Source organism: Roseibium sp. (assembly GCF_965232425.1).
In the GTDB taxonomy this organism is placed as follows: Bacteria; Pseudomonadota; Alphaproteobacteria; order Rhizobiales; family Stappiaceae; genus Roseibium.
Genome location: NZ_OZ246971.1, coordinates 5748675 through 5774463, shown reverse-complemented (window position 1 = coordinate 5774463; position 25789 = coordinate 5748675). Strand labels below are relative to the sequence as shown.

The window sequence follows — 25789 nt, the reverse complement described above, 5'->3', positions numbered from 1 at the left end:
GAGTGACGGAAATGGGATCTCGTATCCGGTTTACAAGCGCAATTCAGGTTTTTCAGACGTATCCGGATCTGCAAGAGGAATTGGAGCCGCCTGCAGGAGACATCTCTCCTCAGGACTACACGCTGGAGATCCTGAAAGGGGAAGACCCCTATGCGGCAATCCTTTTTTTCGCGCATGTCCTGCCGAAACGGGAGGCCGTCTGGTGGGGGTTGCGCTGCGTGACGGGTCTTGATCAGAACAAGACAGCAGAAGATCTGAGTATGCTGGAGCTGGTCACGGCATGGGTTCAAGACGAGGACGAGGAGGCGCGCCTGTCAGTGCAGGCGGCCGTGGACGAGTTCAAAGGCGAAGGCCCTTCGCTTTGGATTGGCCGCGCCGCAAGCCTGTCAGGCGGGTCCATCTCTCCAAATCCCGAATTTCGCGTGGACACGCTCCCGCATCTGACTGCAGTTTGCGCCAATGGCGCTGTGCAACTCGCTGTTGGAGCGCTCGGACCTGGCGTACGTGAGGAAGCGATTGCGGATTGTATCACCGCGGGAATTTCCTTCGCGGAAGGTGGGTCAATGCCTGTTGTTCTTGCAAAGCAGCAAGCGGCAGTCTGAAGTGATCGGGGGACCAGTGGGCATGCGGATTACGCTCCAGATCGAAAACGTGGACAGGCTCGAAACCGGAGGGCAGGTATCCTATTCCTGCGCTGACCGGGGATTCGACATCGGCCGTCACGAGCATCTGGACTGGAGCCTGCCGGACCCGCAGCGTGTGATTTCCGGAAAGCATTGCGAGGTTCGGTTCGAAGGCGGAAACTTCGTTCTTTACGACGTTTCGACCAACGGTACGTTTTTGAACGGCAGTCCGAATCGCATGGACAAGGCCCACGCCCTGCGCTCCGGCGATCGGCTGATGATCGGCGATTACATCGTCGCCGTCACACTCGATGCCGGAGAAGGTTCCGGTGCCGGCTTTTCAGGCGGCGCACCCGCAGGTGCCGAACCCTCATACCCATCCGGGCCGGCGCAATGGCAGTCGCCTGCACAGGCTCCGGCCGCGCCCGCTTCACCGCAGTGGCCTGCGGCGCAGCCCGCGGCAACACCTCATTACCCGGCCCAGGAGACGGGCAGTCCATGGGACGCACCGGCCTCGACCGACATGGAAGGGCGCCACGCGCCGCCGTCTCAGGCGCCCGGGATCGGCACGCCTGCAGATGATGTCTGGAGCCAGCAGGGCCACGGATGGGGGAGCGCGGATCCGGCGCTTTACGATCCGCAGTCAAGGCAGCCGGAATCAGAACCGGTCCGGCCGGCTCAGGCGGATCCGCTCGACCATCTTGCCGCCCAGCCAAGCATGCAACCGCCTGTTCCGCCAGTTCCGCCAGCGCCTGTTCCTACCGAGCCCGTTCAGGCGCCGGCCGCACCATCTGCGGGACCCGGTCCCGCAGCCTCGTTTCCGTCGGCTGCTCCGGAAGCGGCAGAGCAGGGGACACCGGAGCCCCTGTTCAAGATGCCGGCCCTCGAAGCCGAATCGGCGCAGGAGATCCTTCCCGTCGAAGGTTCCGCCGAGTTGCCCGGCAGCGTTTTTCCCGAGGCACCGGATGCGTCCGCTCATTCCGAACAGGACGCCGCCGCTGCCTCTCCCTTTCCGGAGAGTGTTCCGGCAGCCGAGCCTGTCCAGGTGGAAACCGCTCCTGAAGTGGCGGCTGAAGCGCCGGTTGAGGTTGCTGAACCGCCGCAGACGGCTGCCGCACCAGAAGTGGAGGCCGAAGCACAGACATCTGCGCCGGAGCCCGCACCGGCCGAGGCTGCACCGGCAAGGACTGAGGCTGGTCCCGGGCCCGACATTTTGAAAGCATTCGCGGAAGGTGCCGGTATTCCCGAAAGCGTTCTGGCGGACCGCGATCCCGAGGCGTTCGCGCGTGAAGTCGGCTCGATCCTGAACGGCATCACCAGCGATGTCATGGGCCTGCTGCAGGCGCGCAGCAAGGTCAAGGCCATGACCCGGAATGCCAACCGGACCTTGATCAGCCGGAGCGGCAACAACGCACTTAAATTCTCGCCGACCCCGCAGATGGCGCTTCAGACGATGCTCGCGCAGAATGTTGAGGAAACCGGCTACCTACCGTTGCCGAAGGCAATGTCGGAAGCGTTCAAGGATATCCAGAAGCATCACGTCTGGACATACGCCGCCATGCAGAAGGCTGCCGCCCGGTTCGATGAGACGCTCTCGCCCAAGGCGGTGGAGGAAGAAGGGCAGGTCGCCAAGAGCACATTTGGAAACCAGAAGGCAAAGATGTGGGAGCGGCTTCAGGAGCGCTGGACGTCGCTGACAGGTGCATATGACGACGGTGTCGTTGGCGTGTTCACGCAGTACTTTACAGAAAGCTACGAAGAATTTTCAAACGATGAGTCAGAGCAATAGGACGAACAGCAATTTTGAGGCGTTCGGGTGTCAGGGGCGCATCGGCGTCATCAAGGTAAGGGAGCAGTGCCTTAATGTCATGGTATAGCAAGGTTGCATGGACCGAAGGCCTGTTTCTGAGGCCGCATCATCTTCAGCAGAGCGACCGCTATGCGGAGCACCTGCTGGATGAACGCGTCAGGCTTGCCTCTCCCTATCCCTGGGGCTTTTCCGACATCGAGATCGATCAGGATGTCGGCCAGCAGTGCCGGTTTGCCCTGCGCTTCGGTCGCGGGATATTCCCTGATGGAACCGTCTTCAATTTCCCCGCCGACGGCACGCCGCCACCTGCCATAGATGTTCCCGAGGACGCCGCCGGACAGATCGTCTGGCTCGGCATTCCCGAAACCACTGTCAATGCCGTCGAGGTTGCGGACGGGCGCGAAGACGCCGCGACGCGCTATATGCAGGGCCGCGAGACCATCATCGATTCAACGTCGGCGATCCGGCAGGAAGAGGAAATCGATGTTGCTCATCCACGGCTGACGTATTCGATCCGCTCCACACCGCACCCCGGTCATGTCTGCCTCCCGGTCGCCAGGATCACGGAGATCAAGGATCGCATCGTCATCACCGACGGAACGTTTGCACCGCCTGTACTGGCGTGTCACGTGCATCCGGTCGTGACCGGCTGGATCGATTCTGTCATCGGCTGGGTCGAGCGGAAACTGAGCGAACTGGCACGCTACGCAGCCGACACCTCTGCAGGCGGCGGTCTGCAGAATTTCGATTACCTGACCTTGCAGATGCTCAATCGGCTTCATCCGCAGCTCATGCATTTGCGCAAGTCGGCCTATGTTCACCCTGAACGTCTTTATTCGGAGTTCCTTCAGCTTGCCGGCGAACTTGCGACCTTCGCCACCGAGGAGCGCCGGGCGCGCAACTATCCTGTCTACGATCACGACAAGCTGCACGACATCTTCAAACCGGTCCTGGCGGACATCCAGGCCTTTCTGTCAGCTGGTTACGATCGCCGCGCGATCCGCCTGCCGCTGGAACAGCTCGCGCCGAACGCCTTCAAGTCGACGATCGTCGACCGCAACCTTTTCTCTCAGGCAAACTTCGTGATCGAAGTGGCCGCGCGCCGCCCGCTGACCGAAATCCAGACCGAATTCCCCCGGCTGTTCAAGGTCGGTCCGTTCAGCCAGATGCGCCAGATCGTCTATTCGAACCTGCCGGGTATCCCCTTGATCCACATGCCCGTTCCGCCGGCGCAAATTCGCGCGCTGACGGACAGGGTTTATTTCAGGCTCGACAAGTCGACACCGCTCTGGCGCGAATTCAGTCAGGATTCGGCGATCGGACTTCAGTTCTCGGGGAACTGGCCCGACCTGCAGCTTGAGTTCTATGCAATTCGGGAGGGCCGCTGATGTCGGACAACGACGATCCCTTCGGCGTTTCCAAGCGCAAGGGAAAAACGATCGTCCGTCCAAACCCCGGAGGGCGCTGGAGCGAGACATCCCAGCCGGGTGCACCGGCCGGTCAGCCGCCTGCGCCACCTCCGCCGCCCGCTGCCCCGGCACCGGCACCGGGCCAGGCAGCTCCGCCCCCGCCACCTCCCGGTCCGCAGCCTGGCGGCGCGCCGGACCCCTGGCAGGGCGGCGGCGGCGCGGGCCAGGATCCATATGCACCGACGCCGGCCGGTTACGAATACGGCCAGCAAAAAGCGCCTGACATCAGGACTCCGCCGCCCGCGCAGGCGCCATCTCCGCCGCCACCACCGCCACCGCCGCAACAGGCACCTGTTGCCGGCGCTGCTCCTGGTGCGCAACCCGCCGGGCAACTTGCACAGACACCGGACATCAACCAGATCCGGGTCGCCAACCGCAATCCGATATCACGCGCAGCGGCGCCCCTGCTTCTGCTGCTTGGCCGTCTGCACCTGACGATGACGGACGCGCAGTTCGACGCTCTCATGCGCGATGTCTACAACGCGATCAAGACCTTCGAGAAGGACCTGCGCAGCGCCGGGATAACGGACGACCAGATCCAGTCGGCTGCGTATGCGCTCTGCGCCACCTCGGACGACATTGTCCAGAACCTGCCGTCTTCGGGCAGGCACCAGTGGACGCAATATTCCATGCTCACCCAGTTCTTCGGCCAGGCGACCGGCGGTGTCGAGTTCTATCAGGTGCTGGAAAAGGCAAAACAGGATCCCGGCCGGAACTACGGCGTACTGGAAGTGATGCACGCCTGTCTGTCCCTCGGATTTTACGGCAAGTACCGGGCCATCCAGGGCGGTCAGCAGGGGCTGGAACGCGAGCGCAGGGATCTGCATGAGATCCTGAGGCGCGTCCGGCCGCGCCCCGGTGACGACCTGTCACCGCATTGGCGCGGGCTTGAACTTATCCAGAAGCGCACCGGATTTTCCGTGCCGATCTGGTCGGTTGCGGCCGTCGCCGGAGCACTTCTGCTCGGTGGCTACGTCACCCTGATGCTTCTCCTGGCGAGCGGCAGCGAAGTGATTGCAAGCCGGTCCAGCGCGCTCTACCCGACCGGCCCGATCGAACTTGCACGCGAGGGATACCAGCCCAAACCGCCGCCGGCACTGCCGCCGCCCGCGGATGCGCCGATCGATTCCATATCGGAACAGCTTGCAGGCATCGACGGATTGGAAATCCAGCAGGCAGGTCCGGCCATCATGCTGCGGATGCGCGCGCAGTTCGACGTGGCCGCAGCGACGTTGCGTCCCGAATTCCAGCTGCTCGTGGAACAGGTCGCCCAGACCCTCGATCAGGTCGAGGGTGAAATTCTCGTGGTCGGGCACACGGACAGCGATCCGATCCGCAACAATCCAAGGTTCCCGACGAACTGGCACCTGTCGGTCGAAAGGGCAAAGTCCGTCGCGGCCGTCATGCAGGCGCTGTTGCAGACACCCGACAGGGTTGAAGTGGAAGGCCGCGGCGCGGAAGAACCCATCGCGCCCAACACCAGCCGTGACGGCAAGGCGCTCAACCGCAGGGTGGAGGTGTTCCTGAAACCTCCGGCCAAGGGACTGGTCATCGACAACTAGACGTCAATCCGGGGCAAAGTTAGAAACAAGGTCTTATCAATGAAATTCTGGCTCGGAATAACGGCAATTATCATAGGCATTCTGGCCTTGATTGCTCTGATCTGGTTCGGGGGTCCGTTCCTGGCGATTGCCGGCGTGCGTCCGTTCGAGCCCCTTTGGGTGCGCCTGCTTCTCGTATCTCTCGTCTTGCTGACGATCGGCGGTTGGACCGGCTACCGCATCTACAAGCGCATCGCCGCGAACCGCGCCCTGGAGCAGGAAATACTTCAGCCCAAGGCCAGCGAACAGGACCTTCAAATCATGTCGGAGCGCATGAAAGATGCGCTGAAGACTCTGAAAACGGCCAGTGGCAACACGCGAACCTACCTCTACGACTTGCCCTGGTATCTGATGATCGGCCCTCCGGGCGCCGGCAAGACGACGGCCTTGATGCATTCCGGGCTCAAGTTCGCCAATTCCAGGGGTAAGGGCGAAGCGCAGAAGATCGAAGGTCTCGGCGGAACCCGCTATTGCGATTGGTGGTTTGCCGAGAATGCCGTTCTGATCGATACGGCGGGACGCTACACGACCCAGGATTCCGATGAGGAGCATGACAGCGAGGCATGGCTTGGCTTCCTGAAAATCCTGCGCAAGGCGCGGCCGCGCCAGCCGGTCAACGGTGTCATGGTGTCCATCAGTCTCGAGGACCTGATGACCCTGTCGGACACGGAGCTGAAAGAGCACACGGATGCCATTCGCGCGCGCCTGATCGAACTCTACAAGACGCTGAAGATTGATTTCCCTGTCTATGTGATCTTCACGAAGGCCGACACTGTCGCAGGCTTCATGGAGTTCTTCGGCTCCTATCCGGAAAGCAGGCGGAACCTCGTGTGGGGCGCGACATTCCAGACCCGCGAAAAGAACAAGAACATGGTCGCGGAAACACCGGCTGAGTTCGATCTCCTGATCGAACGCCTGAACGAGGAACTCGCCGACCGGCTTCAGGAAGAGCCTGATCCGAGAGCGCGGCTGATGCTGTACGGGTTCCCAACCCAGATCGCTGCGCTCAAGGATCGTCTTACCGGGTTCCTCAACGCGATTTTCGAACCCAGCCGCTACTACCCGAACGCGGTGTTGCGCGGCTTCTATTTCACCTCCGGAACGCAGACCGGAACGGCGATTGACCGGGTGATCGGTTCGATGAGCCAGGCCTTCGGAACCTCCTATCAGGCAGCCGCGCTGTCGGGGCAGGGCAAGAGCTATTTCCTCCGCGACCTGGTCAACAAGGTGATTATCGGTGAAGCCGGCTGGGTCACGCACAACCGGCAGGCCGTTCGTATGGCGACGGCCACACGGATCGCGGCCTATTCGGCGATCGTGCTGCTGACGCTTGGTCTGGGCAGTCTCTGGACCATGAGTTACCTGAACAACAAGTCGCTCATTGATGAAACCGCAAAGGCGGTCGCCACGGTGCGCGCGGAAGGGGAAGGTGTCCTTGATCAAAGGGTCGTGCGCGATGATAGCTTGCGCGATTCTGTCTACATCCTGTCGCTCCTGCGGGGTCTTCCGGTCGGGTACGACAGCCGGAACGATCCGACGCCCTTCATGGAAAAACTCGGCCTGAGCCAGCGCGAACGCCTGGAGGCGGCCGGGATCACGTCCTATCGCAGCGGCCTTGAACGACTGCTCCGTCCGCGTCTTCTGCTGCGTATCGAAGAGCAGATGACCGACGTTCTCGACAATCGCACGGGCCCCGGCGGCCAGGACATCGACACGCTTTACAATCTCACCAAGCTCTACCGGATGGTCGCCGGTGACGCTCCGGAGATCGACAAGGATCAAATCAAGAATTCGTTCCGCGCCGATTTCCTGCAAAGCTTCCCGGGCCCTCAGGGTGAGGTTCTGCGCAATGAGCTGAACTCCCACATCGCGGCCATGCTGGATCTGGATTTCGGCGGCAACGTGCTGACGGACCAACTGGACGGCGTCCTCGTGGCGGAAGTGCAGCGGGAACTGGCGCGGGTGAGCCTTGCCGAACGCGGCTACGCGCTGCTCAAGTCAAGGTCCAAGGGCATTGCAAGCGAGGACTGGATCGCCGAGCAGCGCGGTGGGCCGGATATGGAGACCGTGTTCGAAACGGTGAACGGCGATACGCTCGACACGGTTCTTGTCGACCGCTTCTACACCTATCCCGGCTTCCACCTTTCCGTGCTGCCCAACCTGGCCGGCATTCGCGAGGAACTTGAACGCGACAAATGGGTGTTCGGCGAGATCGGCGATGCCGATGCCTTTGCCGACCAGTACCAGTCGTTGCCCGGCGAAGTGCTCGCGCTTTACACCAAGGACTTTATCGAGGCCTGGGAAGAAGCGCTCGGCAATCTGAAATTCAAGTCGATGCGCAATGACAAACCGCTCTACACGACGCTGCAGGCAGTGTCCGCGCCGACCTCGCCGGTCGTCCAGCTTCTGGAAAGCATCCGCAGGGAAACGCTCCTGACGCAGGACCTGTCGCAGGAAGGCGCTTCCGGCGCGCTTGCTGGTGGAGGCAATGCCGGGGACGCAGGCAAGGAAGCCGGTCAGAAGGTCTTCCAGTACTATGTTCTGGACAGGGCCGGCGGCCTGAAGCGGATCGGTCTGGAGGCCGGGATCAAGGCGCTTGCTCCCAGCAGTGTTGCGGACGCCCTGAATGCGGCGACCGGGGGCGGGGGGCCGGCGATCATTCCCGGCAAGGCCATCGAGGATCACTTCCGGCCGTACCATGTGCTGGTCGAAGGCGAAAACAGCCGCAAGATCGATGCACTCCTGGTCAACTTCAAGAACATTCTCGACAATCTCCTTGTAGTTGCGAACAACCCGATCCAGAGCGAAACGGCAAACTCCAACGTGCAGATCCAGGCCTCGCTGCTCCGCAGCAACGCGACCCGGTTCCCGAAACCCTTTGACCAGCTCATCCTGCAGGCTGCCAAGGAGTTCGACGAGGAGTTCAAGGAAACGTCGATCACGCAGCTGAACGAGAAGCTCAAGTCCCAGGTGGTCGATGAGTGCCGGAGGATCGTCGCGCGGAACTATCCGTTCACGAACGGGCGGTCGGAAGTGCCGATGACCGAGTTCGCGAAATTGTTCTCCCCGGCGGGCATCATGCAGCAGTTCTTCGATCAGAACCTCAAGGCGCTCGTGGACACGTCGTCACGGCCCTGGAACTGGAAGCCGGAGGTGGCGCAGGCGGACCGGTTGTCCAATGCCACGCTGCGCCAGTTCGAGCGGGCGGACCTGATCAAGGAAGCGTTTTTCCCGACCGGAAATGCCTTCCCGTCGATCGGCTTGCAGGTGGTGCCGCGCGCGCTGTCGCAGCAGGCGGACGCGGCAAGCCTTGAGGTGAACGGCAACCTGGTGCTGGTCACCCGCGGACCGGGCTTCAATGCCGACATTCAGCCTCTGCCGGCAAGTTTTGACTGGCCCAGCAACACCGCGACACCGCGCGTCGTTCTGGTGATCCAGCCGGAAGTACCCGGTTACAGATCGCGTCAGGAGGTTCATGGAGACTGGGCGTTCTACCGGTTCATAAGGGCCAACAGGGTCAGCTCGGGACAGAACAAGTTCGTGATCCGCAAGACGCTTGGCGGACGCCAGGTCGCTTTCACGGTCACGCTTCGCACCAAGCCGAACCCGTTCTTCCTGTCGGCGGTCGGCGACTTCAAGTGTCCGACGAGTTTCTGAGGGGAACCGGATGCAGCGTAACCTGGCCGGATATTTCGGGAAGCTGCCGGACCGCGCGGACTTTGTAACAGGGAGCTGTCCGGACGGGTTCCTGAAACTGTGGGAACCGTTCCTGATACACGGTCTCGCGCAATCGAGGCAGGAACTCGGAGGTGACTGGGAGGACGCCTATATGACGATGCCTGTTTGGCGTTTCTGGATGAAGCCGTCCGTACCGGACGGTTTGCCGTCTACGTGTCTGGCTGGTGCGCTGATGCCGAGTGTCGACAGGGTGGGACGCAAGTTTCCGCTGACGGTGGTCGGGTCTTCAGAGGGGTACGGCGATGCCTGCCGGCCATCTGGGGCCTGGTATGACAGTGTGGAGGAAGTTCTGCTCGGTGCGCTTGGGGAAGACGCAACGTTCAAGGAATTCCAGGAGGCAATTTCAGAACTTGCCGCGCCGTTCGAGGGCGCTGAACGGGATGACGAGTCCTCTTGCGAACACATGGAGCCAGCCCACGCAACCCGGGACCAGGTCGCATCGCGGTTCTGGTGCCAGGCCGGTCCGCGCACATACCGGTTCGGCTGCAACGGGTTGCCTGCGCCAGAAGCATTCCGCTGGCTGCTTTTGCCGGAGGATTTCAAGGCAGGCTCGGATGACGGGAAAACGGCAGGGCAACACCATGGGCGATACCAGGCGGAGGATCATCGAACATGAACCAGCAGGTTTCCGAAGCACTGCAGGGGTTTTCGATCGCACTGACTCACGTCGGCTGCGTTCGAAGCGAGAATCAGGACACCTATTTCTGCGACGAAGCAAAGGGTGTCTTCGCAGTCATGGATGGCGCCGGGGGCATGCATGCGGGCGCAATGGCATCCGGGCTTGTCAAGAACGCACTCGGATTCATCCGAGAACCCCGCAGCGCGGTTGATCTGCTGGACCAGTTCGAAGGGCGGGTCATCGACGCGAAGAAAGACATCGAACGCGTTGCGGCAAAGGCCAATGGTGCCGCCATGGGCACCACGATTGCCGCACTCCTGGCCTACGGAACGGATTTCGCTTGCCTGTGGGCCGGCGACAGCCGCGTCTACCGCCTGCGAAACGGGACGATGGAGCAGCTGACGACCGATCACACGGAGGCACAGGAACTCGTGGATCAGAATGTTCTCACGCCCGAAGAGGCGAAGAATTTCTCCCGAAGACATGTGATCACGCGTGCGATAGGCTCCGGACTGGAGCTTGAGCTCGAACTGGTTTCTGGCAATCTGCGGCACGGTGACCGCTTTCTGCTCTGCTCAGACGGATTGACCGGCCATCTCGATGATGCGGTCATCTCCAACATGCTCCTTGACGGTGCACAGAGATCGGTGGCACAGCACCTATTGGACGGGGCCTTGGAAAAGGGCGGCACGGACAATGTCACGGTGGTCGTGGTGGACTTCGACCAGGTCAATCGGAGTGAAGGAGCAGGCCGTACATGAAGCCGGATGACCATTTGCTGCCGATCGGGACCAGGCTGAACAACCTCTACGAAATCGAGGAACACATTGCCGATGGCGGTATCGGGATCGTCTATCGTGCGCGTGATGTCGAAAGCGGTGATCCGGTTGCGATCAAGGTCCTGCTGGCCAACTTTGCCAAGGATCCGCTGATCCTCGATCTCTTCAAGCGTGAAGCCAAGATCCTTCGAAAACTCAAGCACGACGCGCTGACGCAGTATTTCGTTTTCGCCAAGGAACCAACGCTTGGTGTCTATTACCTCGCGATGGAATTCGTGGGTGGCCCGTCTCTCAAGTCGCGGCTGGAATCCGGTCCGCTGGAACCCGAGGCGGCCTATAGGCTCGTCATACGCCTGGCCTCCGCCCTGCAGGATGTGCACGACAGCGAGGTCATCCACCGTGATCTCTCACCCGACAACATTATCCTGCAGAACGGCGACGTCGGTCAGGCGAAGATTATTGATTTCGGGATCTCGCGGGCCAACACCGGCGGCCCGACGATCATCGGCGACGGCTTCGCGGGCAAGGTGAACTACGTTTCGCCGGAGCAGGTTGGCCTGTTCGACGGCAAGGTCACGGCCAGAAGTGACATATATTCGCTCGGGCTCGTCATTGCCGAAGCACTGACCGGAAGACAGCCGGATATGGGCGGTTCCCAGGTCGAGATGGTCGAAAAGCGCCGGATCGTTCCGTCATTGGACGGTATCGACAATCGGTTCCGGCCTCTGCTGGAGGCGATGCTGCAACCCGATCCGGCGAACAGGCCGGCATCGATGGCCGACATTGCGCAGTGGACGCTGGGTGCGCCCATGTCCCAGCCGCGCGAAGACAAGACCATCATCAGGCCGTCTGCGCCGCCTCCGGAACAAACGGCCCTGGACATGCCACCGCCGCAAGCCAGGTGGGGGAGGCGCATTCTTGTCGGGCTGTCGCTGCTCGGATTTGCCGGTGTCGGCGCTGCCGGCGTCTATTTCCTGGCAGGGCAATCCGTTCCGCAGCAGGACCAGAAACCGGTTCTGGTCGCACAGCCCAGGGACAATGCGCCCGATCCGCCGGTGCAAGACACGGGGCAGGCGGGAGATACCGGCTCGCAAGGCGGCGTTGCCGACAACGGCACGACGGACCAGGCCTCTGACAACAGCGTTCAGGACAACACCGTTCCGGACATACCGGTCAGGACGGACGATCAGGACGATGCGGCTGACCTCAGTCAGCTGTCTAAGGACAAGCAGGACAACGGCACGGTCCAGGACGCCGTGGCCCAGCAGCCTGCGAAGCCTGAAGACCGCGTGCGCAACTATGTGAACAACTACAAGGCTGACGAATGCATGTATCTTCAGCCTGTCAGGATCGCCGCCAATTCAGCTGAAATCGAAGGGTTTGCGTCGCGCACGCCGCCCTTCATCGCATTCGACAGCGACTTCACCCGGTCGCAGGGATTCGAGGCAAAGATACAGGCCAATCTCGTGTCGGACGCCCAATGTCCGGCTGTTGCCTTTTTGAGGGCAACGCCTCAGGGCAGCGAAAAGACGGAACTCCGGCTCGACATGCAAAGGACCGTGGTACCGAACGGCGAGAACATGGCCGGCAGGATCTCCGGCTTCGATGCGTCGACCGGGGAACTCGGGCTCTTGTTCGTCGCGAGCAGCGGAAGCGTGGTCAACCTGTCGCCCTTTCTTCAGTCCGACGACGGCGGCGCCGGGTTTGTGGTGCCGCTCAATCTGAAAACGCCTTCGGAAGAAACCGGCCTGATCATTTCCCTGGTCGGGGACGGCCTGGTGGCGAAGCTCGCCGGTCGCAGTGAAAAGCAGGCCGACGCCTACTTTGCCGCGTTGATGGATGAACTCCCCATCTTGCGGGCAACCGCAACGACCGTCAAAGTCGTTCCGTGAACACAGAGGAGCCTGGAAGGCGGATCATAGGTCGTAATGAAGCGTTACACGAAGCCGATCCATTTGCCCAAACCGTTGCCTGGCCGGTCAGCGGACAGTTCTCTTGCGCTGATCAATGTCGTCTTTCTGCTGTTGGTGTTTCTTCTGGTGTCCGGAACGTTACGGCCGCCGTTGCCTGATGCATTTGAATGGGCCGAGACAACCGAAACCAAGGGTGAAGGACAGGTCCGCAACACTCTCGTGCTCACGCGCGCGGGTGACGTCTGGTTCGAGGGGGCGATCCTTGATGAGGCAGGTGTGGACGATTTCCTGGAAGGTCTTGGCGGGGAAATCGACACCTTGTCGCTTCAGGTCGACCGGCATGCACAAATGGAAGACGTCGCACGTTTGGCAGCGACGCTTCGCGCCGCCGGAATAGCGCGGCTGAGTTTCGTCACGATCGAGGCGGAAGATCCGTGACGGCTGCCGTTTACAATTTCGCCGGTGAAGCCCGCATCCCGGCCTATGTATGGACGGCCGTTCTCGGCGTTTCCGTCGCAGCGCACATCGCGCTTGTTGTCTACGGAATTTCGCTGACGTTCACAGAAGACGCGCAGGACCCTGACGTAACTCAAACGGAAATCGTCATCGAAAGCGATGACCTTGTTTTCGAGACCGCGGAAGCGGTCCAGTCCACCATTGCCGAAGCCGCGCAATCCGATGTCGCCGATGCCGTGCAACCTGCGCCGGCGCCGGTTCAAACGCCGATCCCGCCCGAGTTGGTTCCGCAATCGTCTGCGCTCGCAGAATTGCCGCCGGTACAGCCGGCTCCTCAAGCGCAGATCTCTCCCGAGGCTGTTGAAGTGCAGCCGACCGTCAGTGAGGCAGTGTCGCCGCCAGAAGCCGAAACGGTGGTGTCCAGCGCGGCGGCGCTCGTTCCCGAAACGATCGAGGCAGGTGCGGCTGCCGTGGCACCGGCGGCGAGCCCCGATGCAGGCGACATTGAAGCAGCGCCTCGGGTCTCCGCGGAAGCGGTATCCAGCGCACCGGTTGAAGCGGTCATTGCCGCCGTGCCGGAAACGGTTGAAGCGTTTGAGCAGGACACGATTGCCGCCGTGTCCCCACCGACGATCATCGTTCCGGAAACACCTGCACCCGTTACTGTTCCGGAGACCGTTCCTGAAAACCTGCAGCCGAACCAGAGTGGCGCCGATGACGCCGCATTGGTCACGGCAGCCGAACCCGCGCAGTCGATCGAGGTGGCCGTTGTTCCGGCCGGTCCGCAACCTGTCCAGGTGGCGCCGGTAGTGGCTCCATCGGCCGTGGCACCCTCGGATGTGACCGGTTCCGGGCCGGTAGAGAGCGTTGCTGCAAACTCCGGTCCGGAGGCAGTCGTGGTCGCCTCCGACCCGCAGGCGGTTGCGTCCGTGTCGCCAGGTGACGTGGTGATCGCGCCGACAACCAGACCAGCGGAAAGCGCTGCAATTGCCGCTGGCACGCCGGTCGACCGCGTCGAGAGCGCAGCAGCGCCGGCCGTCACCGCAAGTCCTGCACAGATTGTACCTGAAACGGTGGAGGTGCCGACAGTCGCGCCCGCCGAGCAGCAGTTGGCGGCTGTTCAGCCGTCCGAAATTGTCTCACCCTCCCTGCTGCCAACCGAACCCAATCTGCCGAACATTCCGCCAACGCCTGTCGTGGGAGGTCCGGAACCCAGGGTCCCGGCGCAGGAAGCTGAAACGACCGACCCTCTGACGGAAGTGACGGACTATGTGTCTGGCTACGACATTGGGGCGTGCGCGCAGTTCTCCGTCGTGTCTGCAGGCACAAAGACAGCGCAGATTGTAGCGTTTGGCGCGGATTTCCCGCGATTTGCAGAGTTCTACGGACGATTTCAACAGGATCAGGGTTACGAAGCGGATTTGCAGGTACGCCTGGTTTCGAACCGGCAGTGCGCTGTGCTCGACACGCTCGGTTCTTCGAACGGCGTCGAAGCGCCTGGCCTGGTCGAGTTGACAAGAACGGTCGTGAGAGACGGATCGGTTTTGTCCGGCGTGATCCAGCGCGATTTGCCCATCGGGCGTATTGCGCAGGCGGAAGCTTCGGGAGTGGAGCTGAACGGGAAGGGGCCGCCCGAGCTCTATCTGATAGATCGGGACGGACAGATACATGATGCAAGGAGCTATATTCGTGCTGAAACGAGCACGGCTTCCATAGGAGGCTGGAGCTTCCGTTTTCCCGTGTCTTTTCCAGCCAATGAAAAAGACGAATACAATCTGGTGCTGGCAATCTGGAACAGGCCCAAGCAAAATCAACCGGCCGCCTTCCGGACGTTGCCGGCGAGCCGGATTTCGAGTGTCCTGGAAAAACCCGGCGTCTACTCGATCGAGGCCTTCCGGATGCTAAGATGACGGTTGAGGGTTGCCTGTGCCCGCCGTGAAGACGCCTGTCAGAAGCACTTCGAGAGCGGCACGTTCCTTCTCCAGGCGCGTTTCGAACCAGGTGACTGCGACCGAAACGGGAATGGCGACGGCAAGGCCGCAGGCGGTCGTCAGCAGCGCAACCCAGATACCGCCTGCCAGGGTGCCCGGGTTCGCCGCAGAACCGGATTCCTGAAGCGTCTGAAAGGTTTCAATCATCCCCAGAACGGTTCCGAACAGGCCGAGCAGGGGGGCGATCTGGATGACCAGATCGAGCGCCTTGAGCCAGCTTGCCAACCCGAACAACCGGTCGGCCGCGCGCGCAGAAATCTCCTCCCGCAAACGTTCTTCGCGGATGTCGCGTTCCTGTGATCCGAGCGGCTGGTTTTCCAGCATCTGGATTGCATCCATTGCGCTGCGGATAAGCCCGGCGGAGAGGGACCGGTCCTTGAGCAGAACCTGTGTCGCCTTGGTCCGGTCTCCGGTCCGCCACATGGTGACGGCCTGCCGTACCAGGGTGTGACGGCCGACGCGGGCATTCGAGAACTGGAACGCCTTTGCAAGGATGACCGCAAGCGCCAGGATTGAAATCCCGAGCAGCACCAGGACGACCGGCCCGCCAAGTTCCAGGAGTGAAGAAGACGATTCAGGCATTCAGATCCGGCTCCATGCGGCCTCGGGTGACACGGTCAGTCGCCGAACTGGATCGCTGTTCGGTTTTCAAGGGCCAGCAAATCGGGGCAGTAAACGTCTGTTATGCTCGCCGGAACGCAATTGGTCACGTCGTTTATGTGCAGTCTGGACAGGCTGTCGCAGGACTTCCCGGCGAGGTCGAAGAACAGGACTCTGGTTTTGCCCGCGGATATGCGCGAGAACTGCAGGCGCAGGAACTGTTCGATCAGACCGTCGGCATCGAAGAACACCACTTCCAGGCCGAGATTGTTGATCGGTCTTTCAAGCCCGTTCTGCGCGACGATCGAAAGGCGGCAGCCACCGTCCTGCATCGGTTCGAGCCGATTGAGTTCAAGTTTGATATTGCCGGTCGGTGCCTGCGCCAGGCCTGGCGTGACCGAGGCGATGCTCAGAAAACAGATTGCGACGAATTGCGTCAAAAACCGCATGTAATTCCCCCGAAAACATCACGCTGAAACGATAACAAAATCAGCACTCAACGCCATCTGACACAAAAATCAGTCATATGACAACAAAACAGTCCAGTCTTCAGCGCCTTCAGTCTCGATCTTGAAAAAATCGGCCTCGATCAGGCCTCGTTGCCAGCATTGGTCGCCGTCGAACAGAACGAATTTTTCCTGCCGGATGCACAGCGTCACGTCACCGCCGAGGCGGCCTTCGCCGAAACCGTCCGAAACGTGCAGATAATAGTTTTCTGCCTTCAAGGGTTCCTGCAGCACCTGGCTGCACGCGTTCGCGGTAATGGTCCACCATCCCTCGGTGCGCAAACCCTCGTCGGTGTCGTATCCGATGGCAACGTTCACCAGATCGACGGACCCGTTGCACACCCGAAGTCCGGCCTGCGCATCCCGAGAGGCCACGAACAACAGCACTGACGCAACGCACAGGACGGCCGCGGCCCGGTCGAAGTGCCGTGCGCATGGGATGCGATACGCGGCATGCTTGGCTCTCGCCATGAGGAAGAACTCTCTGATCATTGAATGCTTACGCTATGACGGAGCGCCACGCGGGTCAATTTGCCGTTTCGGTGCCGTTTGACGCAGACAGACGGAATATGACAAGGTCGGCACCGCTCAAGCCTTGTGATTGAAGACGCGACAGATGATCCTGATCCATCCACCGATTGGAAAACGCAGACGGATACCGCTGACACCGCTCATCGATGTGATCTTCATTCTCGTGATGTTCTTCCTGTTGTCCTCGACATTCGGCATCTGGCGGCCGCTGGACGTGGCTCTCGGCAGCGGAGAGGCAACGGATGTTTCTGATACCTCTGCCGCAAAAGGTGTTCCCGCCGTGCTGATCAATTTCAGGGCGGGACCGGGCAACGCGCAGCCGCGTCTCGTTGTGAACGGCAAGAATGTACCGTTGGCCAAGTTGGCGGAGGAACTGGACAACCTCGCGGAGGCGGGTGCGGCAACCGCCGTACTCATCCCGGATGCCACGATCGATTTTCAGCAGGTGGTCAGGGTGCTGGATGTCGCGAAAACCTCGCGACTCAAGCGTGTCGGTCTCAAACTGGACTGACCGAAAAAAAAGCCCGGCGATGTGCCGGGCTCTCCTGTTTTTGTAGTGCCCGCCTAGCGGCCGATCGCACCACCGATGATGCCGCCGACAACGCCGCCGATAAACGCGGCACCTGCCGGGTTAACGCCTCCGCCGGTGTTCCGCCGCTGCGTGTTGGTCGCACGCTGGGGCTGGGTCGTGTTGTTCCGGCGGGTCGTGGTGCTGCGCGAGGCGGAAGCAGCCTGCTGCTTGCGCTTGATTTCAGCGATGTAGGCCGAGTACTGCACTGCCGTCTGGTTGGTCAGCAGCAACTGCTGAGACGCCGTGAAGAACCCGGACGGAACCAGTCCGTTTGCCGTCTGCCACGCGACGATGCCGGCGCGGGTCTTGGGCCCGAAGGCACCGTCAGGGCGTCCGACATTGTTCCCGGTAAGGTTCAGGCGTGTCTGGATTTCCCGGCGTGCGGTGCGGTTCCAGCCGAGCGCGGCTTCGGTTTCCGCAGTGCCCGGAACGGCTGTCTGCGGGTTCGGCAGGGACGTGACCGCTGCACCCGGTACTGCGCCCTGCGCAGCGTTCGCCGGAGCCGTGGCCGCCGGATTGACCGCGGCAACCTGTGCGCCGCCTTGCAGACGCTTGATCGAGTTGCGGGCAAAGTCCGCGAAAGTCCCTTTCGGATAAGCCGACAGGTAGGATTCGTAGTCGGCAACCGTATCGCTGGATTTCGCAGCTTCCCAGATCAGCTTCTCGCGTTCCCAGTCGAGGTTCGGTTGGGGTGTGGCCGCGGCTGCGGTCGCAGCGTTGGTCACGGCCTGGTTGGGCACGGGCGTTGTTGTCGCGGTGCTTCCGAGGGACGCGACTTCGGTTCCTGCAGCAGCCGGAGCAGCCTGTTTGTTCAGGAAAACTTCGCCGATCAGCGATGCGTTGACCCAGGGACGCTGACGCTTTTCGGTGGCGTCGTAGACATCGCCGGTAACCCGCGTCATCACGGTCTGGATCGAAGCGTTCGGCGTGTCGATGTGACGAATGAGAGCAGACGTGAACGGAGAGTTCTGTCCCTCGCCATCCAGGGCGACATCGCCCGGGCTCGTTGCAAACGCAATCACGGAGCCTTCGCCGCCGGTTTCCTCGACCTTGATTTCCGCAAGGCCTGTACCGAGGCTTCCGGACCGGCTCGGTCCCATGCGGCGTGCGAGGGTGCGCGCCAGCGGGTTGTCGCGGCAGGCGTCGAGAAACACCATCTGCACCTTAACGTCCTTGGACATCTGGCGCATGATGAAGTCGACGGAGATGGTTTCGAAATCGAGCGACGTCTCGTCTTCGATCCGGGCATCGATCGGGACGAGAAGGTTCTGGCCGCCGACCTGCATACCGTGCCCGGCGTAAAACAACAGGGCGATTTCAGCACCATAGGCCTTCTTCGCGAAATTCATGACGGAACGGCGCATGTCGTTGTAGGTCTGGTCCTGACCGGCAACGACCTCAAAACCCAGGCTGCGCAGTTTTGCAGCCATCTTTTCCGCATCGTTCGATGGGTTGGGTAGCGGAACCGTGTGTTCGTAGGCGCCGTTGCCGATGACAAGTGCAACGCGCTTTGCCAGAGCTGGTATTGTCCCTGCCAATAATATTGCCAGCACGGCGATCATTCGTGTGAACATGTCCTGTCCTCTCGTAAGATCAATATTGCCCGTCGGTTTGTCCGATCTTTATTTGAGGCGAGTGTCCTCTTCTTCTTAAACCTACCTCTGCGGCATTAATCGTTGTGTAATAAGTGTCACAAGTATGCGTTTTGGTGAAATTGCTCTTAAAAATGCCCACCTGCCCGAGTGCGAAGTTTCAAGAACGCTTGAATCTCCGCCCCAATCATAGACAAACTTTATGCGTGATTCCACTGTTCACACAGATGCTTCAACGATTTTTGTATCAACTTTTTGTCGATTTCCGGCAGAAGCGGCGCCCTTTGAACAGATGGAGGACAGTTGTCCGGCGGCGGCGCTGACAATCCTTCGGTATTAGACAAGATGAGTGATGAAGATCACGTACGTTCCGCAGCGGATCTTGGTAGAATGGCACCGAATACGCGGCAATACCGGATGGCCGCAATCGAGTTCGAGCGGGAGCGGGTTTGATGGCTGGTCATTCAGATATTCTGTCTCACATGAAAGGCCCGCACATAGGTGTCTTCAAGACGGCGGCGAAGCTCTACAACGTCGCGATTCTGGTGAGGCGAACGAACACCGCGTCGCTGCAGCACATCGGTGAACCCTACGCGGTGCCCAAAAGGCTGGACTGCAAGGCAAAGACAGCCGATTTCAACGTTGCGCCGACCGGAGCACGTCTGCCGGAAGCCAAACGGGGTGTGATTGCCGGCCTCGTGGTTGATCCGAATTTGTTCGGGGAGGGCGCCTATACCGACGGAAAATATGCAAAAGCGCTGGCGGCGTGGCGCTCATTCGCGGGCCAGCTGCATCCGGAAATGTCCACTCATGAAAAACAGAAAAGCTTCACCTACATTCCCGCCGGCGGCCAGTACTTCGTCGAACGCAATCCGGATGATCCGTATTTCGGCTGTGTCAAGTTCACCTCCGGCTCCCTGATCACGGCCGGGAAATGCATCCACGGCGACTTTGATCTCTACGGCATTGTCGACATGGACGCCCCGGATCGCATCGTCAGGGTCAAGGAAAAAAGGCTCGGACAGACCCACGCGCGTTCGCCGAAATTCGTCGATGTCCAGAATTTCGTGAACAGCCGCATCGGCGTCAACATGATCCTGCACGGGTCGCAGGAAACCTACGCTTCGGATCACGAGGACGACGATCTTGATGTCTTCTTCCCAGATGGCAGGATTGAATATGCAGGTCCGAGCGCGAGCGACCTGGCCGCATTTTACCGGCGCCATTTTCCGGGCAGAACGTTGTTTGGAAGCGACGACCCGGCCCAGGCGATCGAAGGGCGCTACGTTTCACCAACGCGTTGACGCACACGCGAGTGCGTTTGCTGCCTGACCCGGAATATCGAGAGGGAAGATGGCACGCCCAACGGGACTCGAACCCGTGTTTCCGCCGTGAAAGGGCGGCGTCCTAGACCGCTAGACGATGGGCGCGCGGTCGACGCGGCTGCGTCGTGGGGAGGCTTATAGGCGGGAATGGACTTGCCCGCAAGAGCCTTTGCGACAATTTTTTGCGGGCCCGGTATTCCGGACCCGCACATGTTGAAAACCGGACGGAATCACCACTCGCCGGTATTCGGCATGGACGCCCAGGGCTCTTTGATTTCAAGGGCTTCGCCCTTCTGAAGCAACTCGAAGGAAATGTTGTCCGGCGAACGAACGAAAGCCATGTGGCCGTCGCGCGGCGGACGGTTGATCGTCACGCCTTTTTTCTGCAGGTCGTCACAGAACGCGTAGATGTCGTCTACCTCAAAGGCAAGGTGACCGAAATTGCGGCCACCGCTGTATTCTTCCGGATCCCAGTTGTAGGTCAGCTCGAGAAGCGGAGCCTTGTTCGCCTTTGCCGCCTCGATATCGTCCCCACCGGCAAGGAAGATCAGGGTGAAACGGCCTTTTTCGCTTTCGTGACGGCGAATCTCCGTCATGCCCATCTTGTTGCAATAAAAGTCCAGGGACTCTTCAATGTCGGTTACACGAACCATCGTGTGCAGATAACGCATAGCTTGTCCTTTTCCTCAATCGAGGGATCTATCCAGAGGTGCCCGGCCGGCTCATGACCCTTATCACCAGCCTTTCCGAAGCCAGAGACTTTGTAGCCGATTTTTTGCAGGATGACGGCCTGAGCATCGTTGCCTTGACCGGCGCGGGAATTTCGACTGAATCGGGAATTCCGGATTTCCGGTCCCCGGGAGGGATATGGTCCCAGCGCAGGCCGGTTCAATACCAGGATTTCATTGCCTCCGAAAAAAGCCGTCTTGAAGACTGGGACAGGCGCTTCGAGATGGCGGACTTCTTTAAAAAGGCCAAGCCAAACGCCGCGCACAGGGCCCTGACGAAACTGGCGGAGATGGGACAGCTCAAATGCCTGGTGACCCAGAATGTCGACGGTTTGCATCAGGCGGCGGGGTTTCCGGAGGACAGGCTGATCGAAATTCACGGCAACTCGACGTTTGCTACCTGCCTGGATTGCGGCAGCCGGGCGGAACTCGCCGACCAGAGGAAGGACGTGGAAGAAAGGCGCTCGCCGCGCTGTACCGCCTGTGGCGGCCTGCTCAAGGCCGCGGTCATCAGTTTCGGCCAGCAAATGCCCGAGGCCGAGCTGGAAGCCGCCTTTCAGGCCACGCAGGCCTGCGACGTCTTTCTGGCGATGGGAACCTCGCTTGTGGTGCACCCCGCGGCCCAGTTGCCGGTAAATGCTGTTCGCTACCGCGCCGAACTTGTGATTCTCAATGGACAAGAAACGCCGCTCGATTCGCTGGCCTCTACTGTCATTCGAACGCCGCTGGCACAAACTTTTTCAGGTTTTGTCGAAGAATTTGATCAAAACCTGTAAATGGTCTGTGGTTAGTTCCACAATTTCGCTTCTCGCTATAAGTCGCAATGTTATCCTTTTATTAGGAATCGGTCGTGAGGTGAGTCGCAACTTGCCCTCGGCCAAATGATGCGGACCAGAGACGGGACAATATCGCTATGGGGGTGAAAACCGCACGGGAACCCCGCGCGCTCGAAACGACGACAGAGGACGTTGCCGTCGACGTATTCGAGATTGCCGGAACAATAAAGTGGTTCGATGTGGGCAAGGGCTATGGCTTCATCGTACCCGACAGCGGAGACGGCGACATACTTCTGCACGTGACCTGTCTCAGGCGCGACGGTTACCAGACGGCTTACGAGGGTGCGCGCGTCGTCTGCGAAGTGCTGGACCGGCCCCGGGGCCTGCAGGCGTTCCGCATCCTGTCGATGGACGAGACCACGGCAACCCATCCCTCGCAGCTGCCGCCGTCACGAACCCATGTTCAGGTCGTTCCCGAAGGCGGGTTTGAAACGGCGACGGTCAAGTGGTTCAACCGTGTGAAGGGATTCGGTTTCCTGACACAGGGCGAGGGCACGGAAGACATCTTCATTCACATGGAGACGCTGCGCCGCTTCGGGATCACGGAATTACGGCCCGGGCAGGATGTGCAGGTGCGTTTCGGCCAGGGGCCGAAAGGGCGCATGGCGGCCGAGATCCGGCCCGTGGGAACCGGAACACATATTCCCGCGTCGCACTGAACGGCGATCGCATGCGCGGACTTTCCTTCCGGCCGGACTTGTTCCGGCCTTTTTGTTTGCCGAATGTCCCCGGACAGGCGGGGTGATCCTGAAAACTCGCAGTCCCGCATTCGAATTGACCGGCAGATGTGCAACTGCACCTCCGTCGATGTGTAAGTGTTGAAGGTGAAAACAGTGTCCCAATATTTCCGCTCAGCCGCCCGGGTGTTCCTTGCCCTGATCATGGTGACGGGCTTGTCGGCCGGCGCCGTCGCACAGGATGACGGCAAGCGGCTTCGCACCGAACCTCTGACGGTTGAAAGTTCCGCGAAAACGCATGAGTTCACGGTGGAGGTCGCGGTGACCGCCCCCGAGCGTTCCCGTGGCCTGATGTTCCGTGAGGAAATGGCCGCCGACCACGGCATGCTGTTCATTTTCGAACAGGAGGGAGACCGCTATTTCTGGATGAAGAACACGCCGCTGCCGCTCGATATCATCTATATCGACGCGGCCGGCGGGATCGTCAGCATTGCCGCCGACACGACGCCCTTTTCCGAGCAGACAATTCCCTCAGGCGCACCTGCCAAATACGTCCTGGAACTCAACGCCGGAACATCGGCAGAACGTGGCATCAAGGTCGGCGACAGGGTCTCCAGCGCGTCCATGACGGGTGAATGAGCGCGCGAAACGGAAAAACAAAGGTGTCCTTTGACGCGTATCTAACCAGCTTTGCCGGATTGCCGTCCGCCTACTACGCTATTTCTGTTGCAGAAGGCGGGTTAACAAATTTTGAGACGAAACGGTTCATTAACAAACATACCGTAACGTCAAATTGCGATCAAAGGCATCGCTTGGCAACCTCGCGCGTGATCCTCCGTAACCCTATGTTTGCCCGTGAGGTTGCCACTTCTTTCCAGAAAGACCCAGTCAGCTGCGCTTTTGTCTGAACCCATAGCGGTCCAGAGAAAACGCGTTTTCTGCACGCTTATTTTGCGCCTGCTCAGCCAGATCATGACGTCGACTAGATCAGCAACGGCACTTTCGGCATCCAAGTTGTTACCCGTCCGCCCATGCCGTGCAATTCAGGGATCTTGATCACTTTCATGGGGTTGGTCTGCTTCAGGGGATCCATTGTAATTACGGCGGGCTTGCCCTTGTGGATCGTGGTTCCCCACATGACTTCGACATGCCCGACATCGGACCCGGTGGGTTTGTAGCCGATCATGAGGGGCCCGTGCCAGGACATGCGGGTGAAGGCCGTTTCAGCGTAGAACTCGTCTGAAGAAACAGAGAGCGGACGCAGACCGTAGTAGAGTTCCCAGAGTGTCTGGCCGCTCGGGATCCGCAACGCGCCATTCGATCTTGCGCCGCCTTCCGAGATCATGCCGGAGATGATCTGTTCTTGCGTATAGTTGCGCCGGCCGGAGCGCGTGGTCAGCCAGCTTTCGGTGGCGGCGGCCCAACAGTTGGACGTTGCCCCCTGGAAGACTTCCTTGGGCTTTTGCCTCAGTTTTTGATGGTCCTTTTCGAACAGGACAGCGTCGGTGAATGCGCCGACAACGCCGTCGACCATGAGGCTTTCCTGACTTTGAAACGCGTAAACCGCGCCTTCGGTCTTGGACCCGAAATCGCCGTCCGGTGTGAGCGTAATACCGATTGAGGACCGGTTGAGCTGACGTTGCAACTGTTCGACATAGGGCCCCTTGTAGCCACGTTTCGCTTTCACTGAACTCATCATCAGTCTCCATGCAAATTGGGCCGGCAAGGTGCCGGCTTCGCTTGGATGCTGAAATAGCGACGCCGTGGTAATTTCGTTATGATATCCGTCACAAAAGACACGAATCGCGCGCATTCCGTGCGAATGCTCGTTGTCTCGTGGTCGGTTTTCTTGCTGTTTCAGGAACAGTTCGAAACAGGACCGCACGATGCCCGTTTCGCGGAATTGGCCTGGGAACATTTTTGTTGGTGCATGTCCACAAAGGACAAAACATCACGCATCATTCCCGCTTGACGCAATCTGCGAACGTCTGTACACCCGCAAAATCAACGGATCGGGGTATAGCGCAGCCTGGTAGCGCATCTGGTTTGGGACCAGAGGGTCGCAAGTTCGAATCTTGCTGCCCCGACCAACACTTTCAATAACTTAGAGTCTAATTCGCTTCCCGCCGGATAGCTTTGTGAGAGCTGTGCGCAACCTGCTGATATTCGGGCACTGACGAAAGCCGGGATTTGTTGTCCGACTGTCTCCAGGGGTGGGAGATCAGAGTCGTCGAATTGCATGCACCAGAAAGCGTCCGACAAGCGATGGCGCGGCGAATCTGCGATCCCAACACCGTTTCAAGCGCTTTTTCCATCCCAGTTGTGGATCAATCAGAGCTGCTTCCTTTAAGCACTTGTGCAAGCTCAAAAATATACCCGGAACAGACACTAAGCGTCAGTCCTGTTCGACACCAAATCTCTTTCTGTAGTCCGTTGGCGAAATGCCGAGGACACGTTGCATGGCTCGTCGCAATCGTTCGTCATCCTCGAAGCCGGTTCTTTGCGCAATCGTCATGACGGGAAGTGCCGTATCCTCAAGTAGGTCACGCGCAGCTGCAACACGAAACAGCTCGATGGTTTTGGCAGGCGTCCGGCCGGTGGTTTTCCGATAAACCCTGGTGAAATTCCGTTCACTCATTCCCACTTGCTCAGCCAGGCGGTCGACGCGCAAATCCAGGTTCAGGTTCTCCCCAATCCAGGAGTGAAGTGCGTCGAACCGGCCGCTGGCATCATTGGTTTGGCTCAGAAGCGCGGAGCTGAACTGCGACTGGCCACCGGAGCGGATCATGTACATGACCAATGTTTGCGCCAGTCGAACCGCCACCTTTCGCCCCGAGTCTTCTGCCACCATGGCAAGAGCCATATCAATGCCCGCGGTCACGCCCGCCGATGTCCAGACATTGCCATCTTTAACGAACATCCGGTCCGGCTCAACTTTCACGTCTGGGTGCTGATTTGCGAGATCATCGCATGAATACCAATGTGTCACTGCGCGATGGCCACCGAGCAGACCGCTTGCCGCAAGGACGAATGCGCCAGTGCATACGGAGCCAATTCGCGTGGCTTGATCGGCCAACTGGATGGTGTCTTGCAAAAGTTCCGGATCCTGCGCTGCCGCGCGCGCGCCCCAGCCGCCTGAGATCAAGAGAGTATGGAGTTGCCTACCACGCAATTGCTTCATGGCCGCCGTGCTGAGTTCGACGCCTGTGTCCATCAGCTGAACGCCGCCTTTCGCAGACGCAAGTACGATCTCGTAGTCTGTACCGCCGCAAATTTTCGCATCGGAGAAAACCTGCATTGGACCGGTGATGTCCAGCAGCTTGGCGTCGGGAAACACGACGATAACGACAACCGGACGCGATTTGGCGGAAATCGAGGGCATGTTGTCGGTTTTGCCAAAAAATTAACTGTTAGTCTATCCCGG

General features: G+C 60.1%; 22 protein-coding genes and 2 tRNA genes. 16 read left to right on the top strand and 8 right to left on the bottom strand.

What is annotated here, in order from left to right:
- Window positions 1-11 precede the first annotated feature (11 nt).
- The 10 genes from ACO08A_RS26420 to ACO08A_RS26375 all read left to right on the top strand — a co-directional run bounded on the left by ACO08A_RS26420 (window position 12) and on the right by ACO08A_RS26375 (window position 14918).
- Complete coding sequence (locus ACO08A_RS26420) at window positions 12-602, top strand: DUF6931 family protein (protein WP_422038818.1); 591 nt, start codon at window positions 12-14, stop codon at window positions 600-602.
- Window positions 603-624: 22 nt separating this feature from the next.
- Window positions 625-2412, top strand: coding sequence for a type VI secretion system-associated FHA domain protein TagH (tagH, locus tag ACO08A_RS26415; RefSeq protein WP_422038817.1), 1788 nt, complete (start codon window positions 625-627; stop codon window positions 2410-2412).
- Window positions 2413-2486: 74 nt separating this feature from the next.
- On the top strand, window positions 2487-3821 hold the full coding sequence (gene tssK / locus ACO08A_RS26410) for a type VI secretion system baseplate subunit TssK (RefSeq protein ID WP_422038816.1): 1335 nt from the start codon (window positions 2487-2489) through the stop codon (window positions 3819-3821).
- A complete protein-coding gene (gene icmH / locus ACO08A_RS26405; RefSeq protein WP_422038815.1) occupies window positions 3821-5464 on the top strand; it encodes a type IVB secretion system protein IcmH/DotU in 1644 nt (547 codons plus the stop codon). Before tssK ends, icmH begins: the two co-directional genes overlap by 1 nt.
- Window positions 5465-5503: 39 nt before the next feature.
- On the top strand, window positions 5504-9160 hold the full coding sequence (gene tssM, locus ACO08A_RS26400) for a type VI secretion system membrane subunit TssM (RefSeq protein ID WP_422038814.1): 3657 nt from the start codon (window positions 5504-5506) through the stop codon (window positions 9158-9160).
- 10 nt (window positions 9161-9170) lie between these two features.
- A complete protein-coding gene (gene tagF / locus ACO08A_RS26395) occupies window positions 9171-9857 on the top strand; it encodes a type VI secretion system-associated protein TagF (protein ID WP_422038813.1) in 687 nt (228 codons plus the stop codon).
- The gene (locus ACO08A_RS26390) at window positions 9854-10621 is read left to right on the top strand and encodes a PP2C family protein-serine/threonine phosphatase (RefSeq protein WP_422038812.1); all 768 of its coding nucleotides are present in this window, start codon (window positions 9854-9856) and stop codon (window positions 10619-10621) included. Before tagF ends, ACO08A_RS26390 begins: the two co-directional genes overlap by 4 nt.
- A complete protein-coding gene (locus ACO08A_RS26385; protein ID WP_422038811.1) occupies window positions 10618-12531 on the top strand; it encodes a serine/threonine protein kinase in 1914 nt (637 codons plus the stop codon). Before ACO08A_RS26390 ends, ACO08A_RS26385 begins: the two co-directional genes overlap by 4 nt.
- Before the next feature lie 36 nt (window positions 12532-12567).
- The gene (locus tag ACO08A_RS26380) at window positions 12568-12990 is read left to right on the top strand and encodes a biopolymer transporter ExbD (protein ID WP_422038810.1); all 423 of its coding nucleotides are present in this window, start codon (window positions 12568-12570) and stop codon (window positions 12988-12990) included.
- Window positions 12987-14918: a hypothetical protein gene (locus ACO08A_RS26375; protein WP_422038809.1), complete on the top strand. Its 1932-nt coding sequence runs from the start codon at window positions 12987-12989 to the stop codon at window positions 14916-14918. The genes ACO08A_RS26380 and ACO08A_RS26375 overlap by 4 nt, the downstream gene beginning before the upstream one ends.
- Here the strand turns inward: ACO08A_RS26375 and ACO08A_RS26370 are convergent.
- The 3 genes from ACO08A_RS26370 to ACO08A_RS26360 all read right to left on the bottom strand — a co-directional run bounded on the left by ACO08A_RS26370 (window position 14910) and on the right by ACO08A_RS26360 (window position 16576).
- Window positions 14910-15581, bottom strand: coding sequence for a MotA/TolQ/ExbB proton channel family protein (locus ACO08A_RS26370; RefSeq protein ID WP_422038808.1), 672 nt, complete (start codon window positions 15579-15581; stop codon window positions 14910-14912). The two genes, ACO08A_RS26375 and ACO08A_RS26370, sit on opposite strands and share 9 nt — an antisense overlap.
- A 35-nt stretch (window positions 15582-15616) precedes the next feature.
- On the bottom strand, window positions 15617-16048 hold the full coding sequence (locus ACO08A_RS26365) for a hypothetical protein (protein ID WP_422038807.1): 432 nt from the start codon (window positions 16046-16048) through the stop codon (window positions 15617-15619).
- A gap of 69 nt (window positions 16049-16117) precedes the next feature.
- Complete coding sequence (locus ACO08A_RS26360; protein WP_422038806.1) at window positions 16118-16576, bottom strand: DUF1036 domain-containing protein; 459 nt, start codon at window positions 16574-16576, stop codon at window positions 16118-16120.
- Window positions 16577-16721: 145 nt separating this feature from the next.
- Between ACO08A_RS26360 and ACO08A_RS26355 the strand changes: the two genes are divergently transcribed.
- Window positions 16722-17147 (top strand): ExbD/TolR family protein, encoded by a 426-nt coding sequence (locus ACO08A_RS26355; RefSeq protein ID WP_422038804.1) that lies wholly within the window; start codon window positions 16722-16724, stop codon window positions 17145-17147.
- A 53-nt stretch (window positions 17148-17200) separates the two neighbouring features.
- On the opposite strand, the gene ACO08A_RS26350 is transcribed toward ACO08A_RS26355, so the two are convergent.
- A complete protein-coding gene (locus ACO08A_RS26350; protein ID WP_422038803.1) occupies window positions 17201-18781 on the bottom strand; it encodes a caspase family protein in 1581 nt (526 codons plus the stop codon).
- Window positions 18782-19251: 470 nt separating this feature from the next.
- On the opposite strand from ACO08A_RS26350, the gene ACO08A_RS26345 reads away from it, so the two are divergent.
- Window positions 19252-20103 (top strand): hypothetical protein, encoded by an 852-nt coding sequence (locus ACO08A_RS26345; protein WP_422038802.1) that lies wholly within the window; start codon window positions 19252-19254, stop codon window positions 20101-20103.
- Between the two features lie 50 nt (window positions 20104-20153).
- Here ACO08A_RS26345 and ACO08A_RS26340 read toward each other — a convergent pair.
- Window positions 20154-20229, bottom strand: a tRNA-Glu gene (locus ACO08A_RS26340).
- A 125-nt stretch (window positions 20230-20354) separates the two neighbouring features.
- On the bottom strand, window positions 20355-20795 hold the full coding sequence (gene gloA / locus ACO08A_RS26335; protein WP_421982845.1) for a lactoylglutathione lyase: 441 nt from the start codon (window positions 20793-20795) through the stop codon (window positions 20355-20357).
- A 53-nt stretch (window positions 20796-20848) separates the two neighbouring features.
- Here gloA and ACO08A_RS26330 point away from each other — a divergent pair, with 53 nt between their 5' ends.
- From ACO08A_RS26330 to ACO08A_RS26320, 3 genes are all read left to right on the top strand, one after another.
- Window positions 20849-21628: an SIR2 family NAD-dependent protein deacylase gene (locus tag ACO08A_RS26330; protein ID WP_422038801.1), complete on the top strand. Its 780-nt coding sequence runs from the start codon at window positions 20849-20851 to the stop codon at window positions 21626-21628.
- A gap of 137 nt (window positions 21629-21765) precedes the next feature.
- Window positions 21766-22347: a cold-shock protein gene (locus ACO08A_RS26325; RefSeq protein WP_421982847.1), complete on the top strand. Its 582-nt coding sequence runs from the start codon at window positions 21766-21768 to the stop codon at window positions 22345-22347.
- 174 nt (window positions 22348-22521) lie between these two features.
- Window positions 22522-23004 (top strand): DUF192 domain-containing protein, encoded by a 483-nt coding sequence (locus ACO08A_RS26320; RefSeq protein WP_422038800.1) that lies wholly within the window; start codon window positions 22522-22524, stop codon window positions 23002-23004.
- A gap of 343 nt (window positions 23005-23347) precedes the next feature.
- Here ACO08A_RS26320 and ACO08A_RS26315 read toward each other — a convergent pair whose 3' ends face one another.
- On the bottom strand, window positions 23348-24061 hold the full coding sequence (locus ACO08A_RS26315) for a peptidoglycan-binding protein (protein ID WP_422038799.1): 714 nt from the start codon (window positions 24059-24061) through the stop codon (window positions 23348-23350).
- A 317-nt stretch (window positions 24062-24378) separates the two neighbouring features.
- On the opposite strand from ACO08A_RS26315, the gene ACO08A_RS26310 reads away from it, so the two are divergent.
- Window positions 24379-24455 (top strand) — tRNA-Pro (locus ACO08A_RS26310).
- Between the two features lie 305 nt (window positions 24456-24760).
- Here ACO08A_RS26310 and ACO08A_RS26305 read toward each other — a convergent pair.
- On the bottom strand, window positions 24761-25747 hold the full coding sequence (locus tag ACO08A_RS26305) for a GlxA family transcriptional regulator (protein WP_422038798.1): 987 nt from the start codon (window positions 25745-25747) through the stop codon (window positions 24761-24763).
- Between the last annotated feature and the right edge of the window lie 42 nt (window positions 25748-25789).

What these genes read in the sequence shown, in the direction of transcription:
- ACO08A_RS26420 (WP_422038818.1), top strand. Translation starts at nt 12, where the DNA reads ATGGGATCTCGTATCCGGTTTACAAGCGCAATTCAGGTTTTTCAGACG.
- ACO08A_RS26315 (WP_422038799.1), bottom strand. Translation starts at nt 24,061, where the DNA reads ATGAGTTCAGTGAAAGCGAAACGTGGCTACAAGGGGCCCTATGTCGAA.
- ACO08A_RS26350 (WP_422038803.1), bottom strand. Translation starts at nt 18,781, where the DNA reads ATGTTCACACGAATGATCGCCGTGCTGGCAATATTATTGGCAGGGACA.
- ACO08A_RS26345 (WP_422038802.1), top strand. Translation starts at nt 19,252, where the DNA reads ATGGCTGGTCATTCAGATATTCTGTCTCACATGAAAGGCCCGCACATA.
- tssK (WP_422038816.1), top strand. Translation starts at nt 2,487, where the DNA reads ATGTCATGGTATAGCAAGGTTGCATGGACCGAAGGCCTGTTTCTGAGG.
- ACO08A_RS26365 (WP_422038807.1), bottom strand. Translation starts at nt 16,048, where the DNA reads ATGCGGTTTTTGACGCAATTCGTCGCAATCTGTTTTCTGAGCATCGCC.
- tagF (WP_422038813.1), top strand. Translation starts at nt 9,171, where the DNA reads ATGCAGCGTAACCTGGCCGGATATTTCGGGAAGCTGCCGGACCGCGCG.
- ACO08A_RS26325 (WP_421982847.1), top strand. Translation starts at nt 21,766, where the DNA reads ATGGGGGTGAAAACCGCACGGGAACCCCGCGCGCTCGAAACGACGACA.
- tssM (WP_422038814.1), top strand. Translation starts at nt 5,504, where the DNA reads ATGAAATTCTGGCTCGGAATAACGGCAATTATCATAGGCATTCTGGCC.
- ACO08A_RS26305 (WP_422038798.1), bottom strand. Translation starts at nt 25,747, where the DNA reads ATGCCCTCGATTTCCGCCAAATCGCGTCCGGTTGTCGTTATCGTCGTG.
- ACO08A_RS26330 (WP_422038801.1), top strand. Translation starts at nt 20,849, where the DNA reads ATGACCCTTATCACCAGCCTTTCCGAAGCCAGAGACTTTGTAGCCGAT.
- tagH (WP_422038817.1), top strand. Translation starts at nt 625, where the DNA reads ATGCGGATTACGCTCCAGATCGAAAACGTGGACAGGCTCGAAACCGGA.
- ACO08A_RS26385 (WP_422038811.1), top strand. Translation starts at nt 10,618, where the DNA reads ATGAAGCCGGATGACCATTTGCTGCCGATCGGGACCAGGCTGAACAAC.
- icmH (WP_422038815.1), top strand. Translation starts at nt 3,821, where the DNA reads ATGTCGGACAACGACGATCCCTTCGGCGTTTCCAAGCGCAAGGGAAAA.
- gloA (WP_421982845.1), bottom strand. Translation starts at nt 20,795, where the DNA reads ATGCGTTATCTGCACACGATGGTTCGTGTAACCGACATTGAAGAGTCC.
- ACO08A_RS26360 (WP_422038806.1), bottom strand. Translation starts at nt 16,576, where the DNA reads ATGGCGAGAGCCAAGCATGCCGCGTATCGCATCCCATGCGCACGGCAC.
- ACO08A_RS26390 (WP_422038812.1), top strand. Translation starts at nt 9,854, where the DNA reads ATGAACCAGCAGGTTTCCGAAGCACTGCAGGGGTTTTCGATCGCACTG.
- ACO08A_RS26380 (WP_422038810.1), top strand. Translation starts at nt 12,568, where the DNA reads ATGAAGCGTTACACGAAGCCGATCCATTTGCCCAAACCGTTGCCTGGC.
- ACO08A_RS26355 (WP_422038804.1), top strand. Translation starts at nt 16,722, where the DNA reads ATGATCCTGATCCATCCACCGATTGGAAAACGCAGACGGATACCGCTG.
- ACO08A_RS26370 (WP_422038808.1), bottom strand. Translation starts at nt 15,581, where the DNA reads ATGCCTGAATCGTCTTCTTCACTCCTGGAACTTGGCGGGCCGGTCGTC.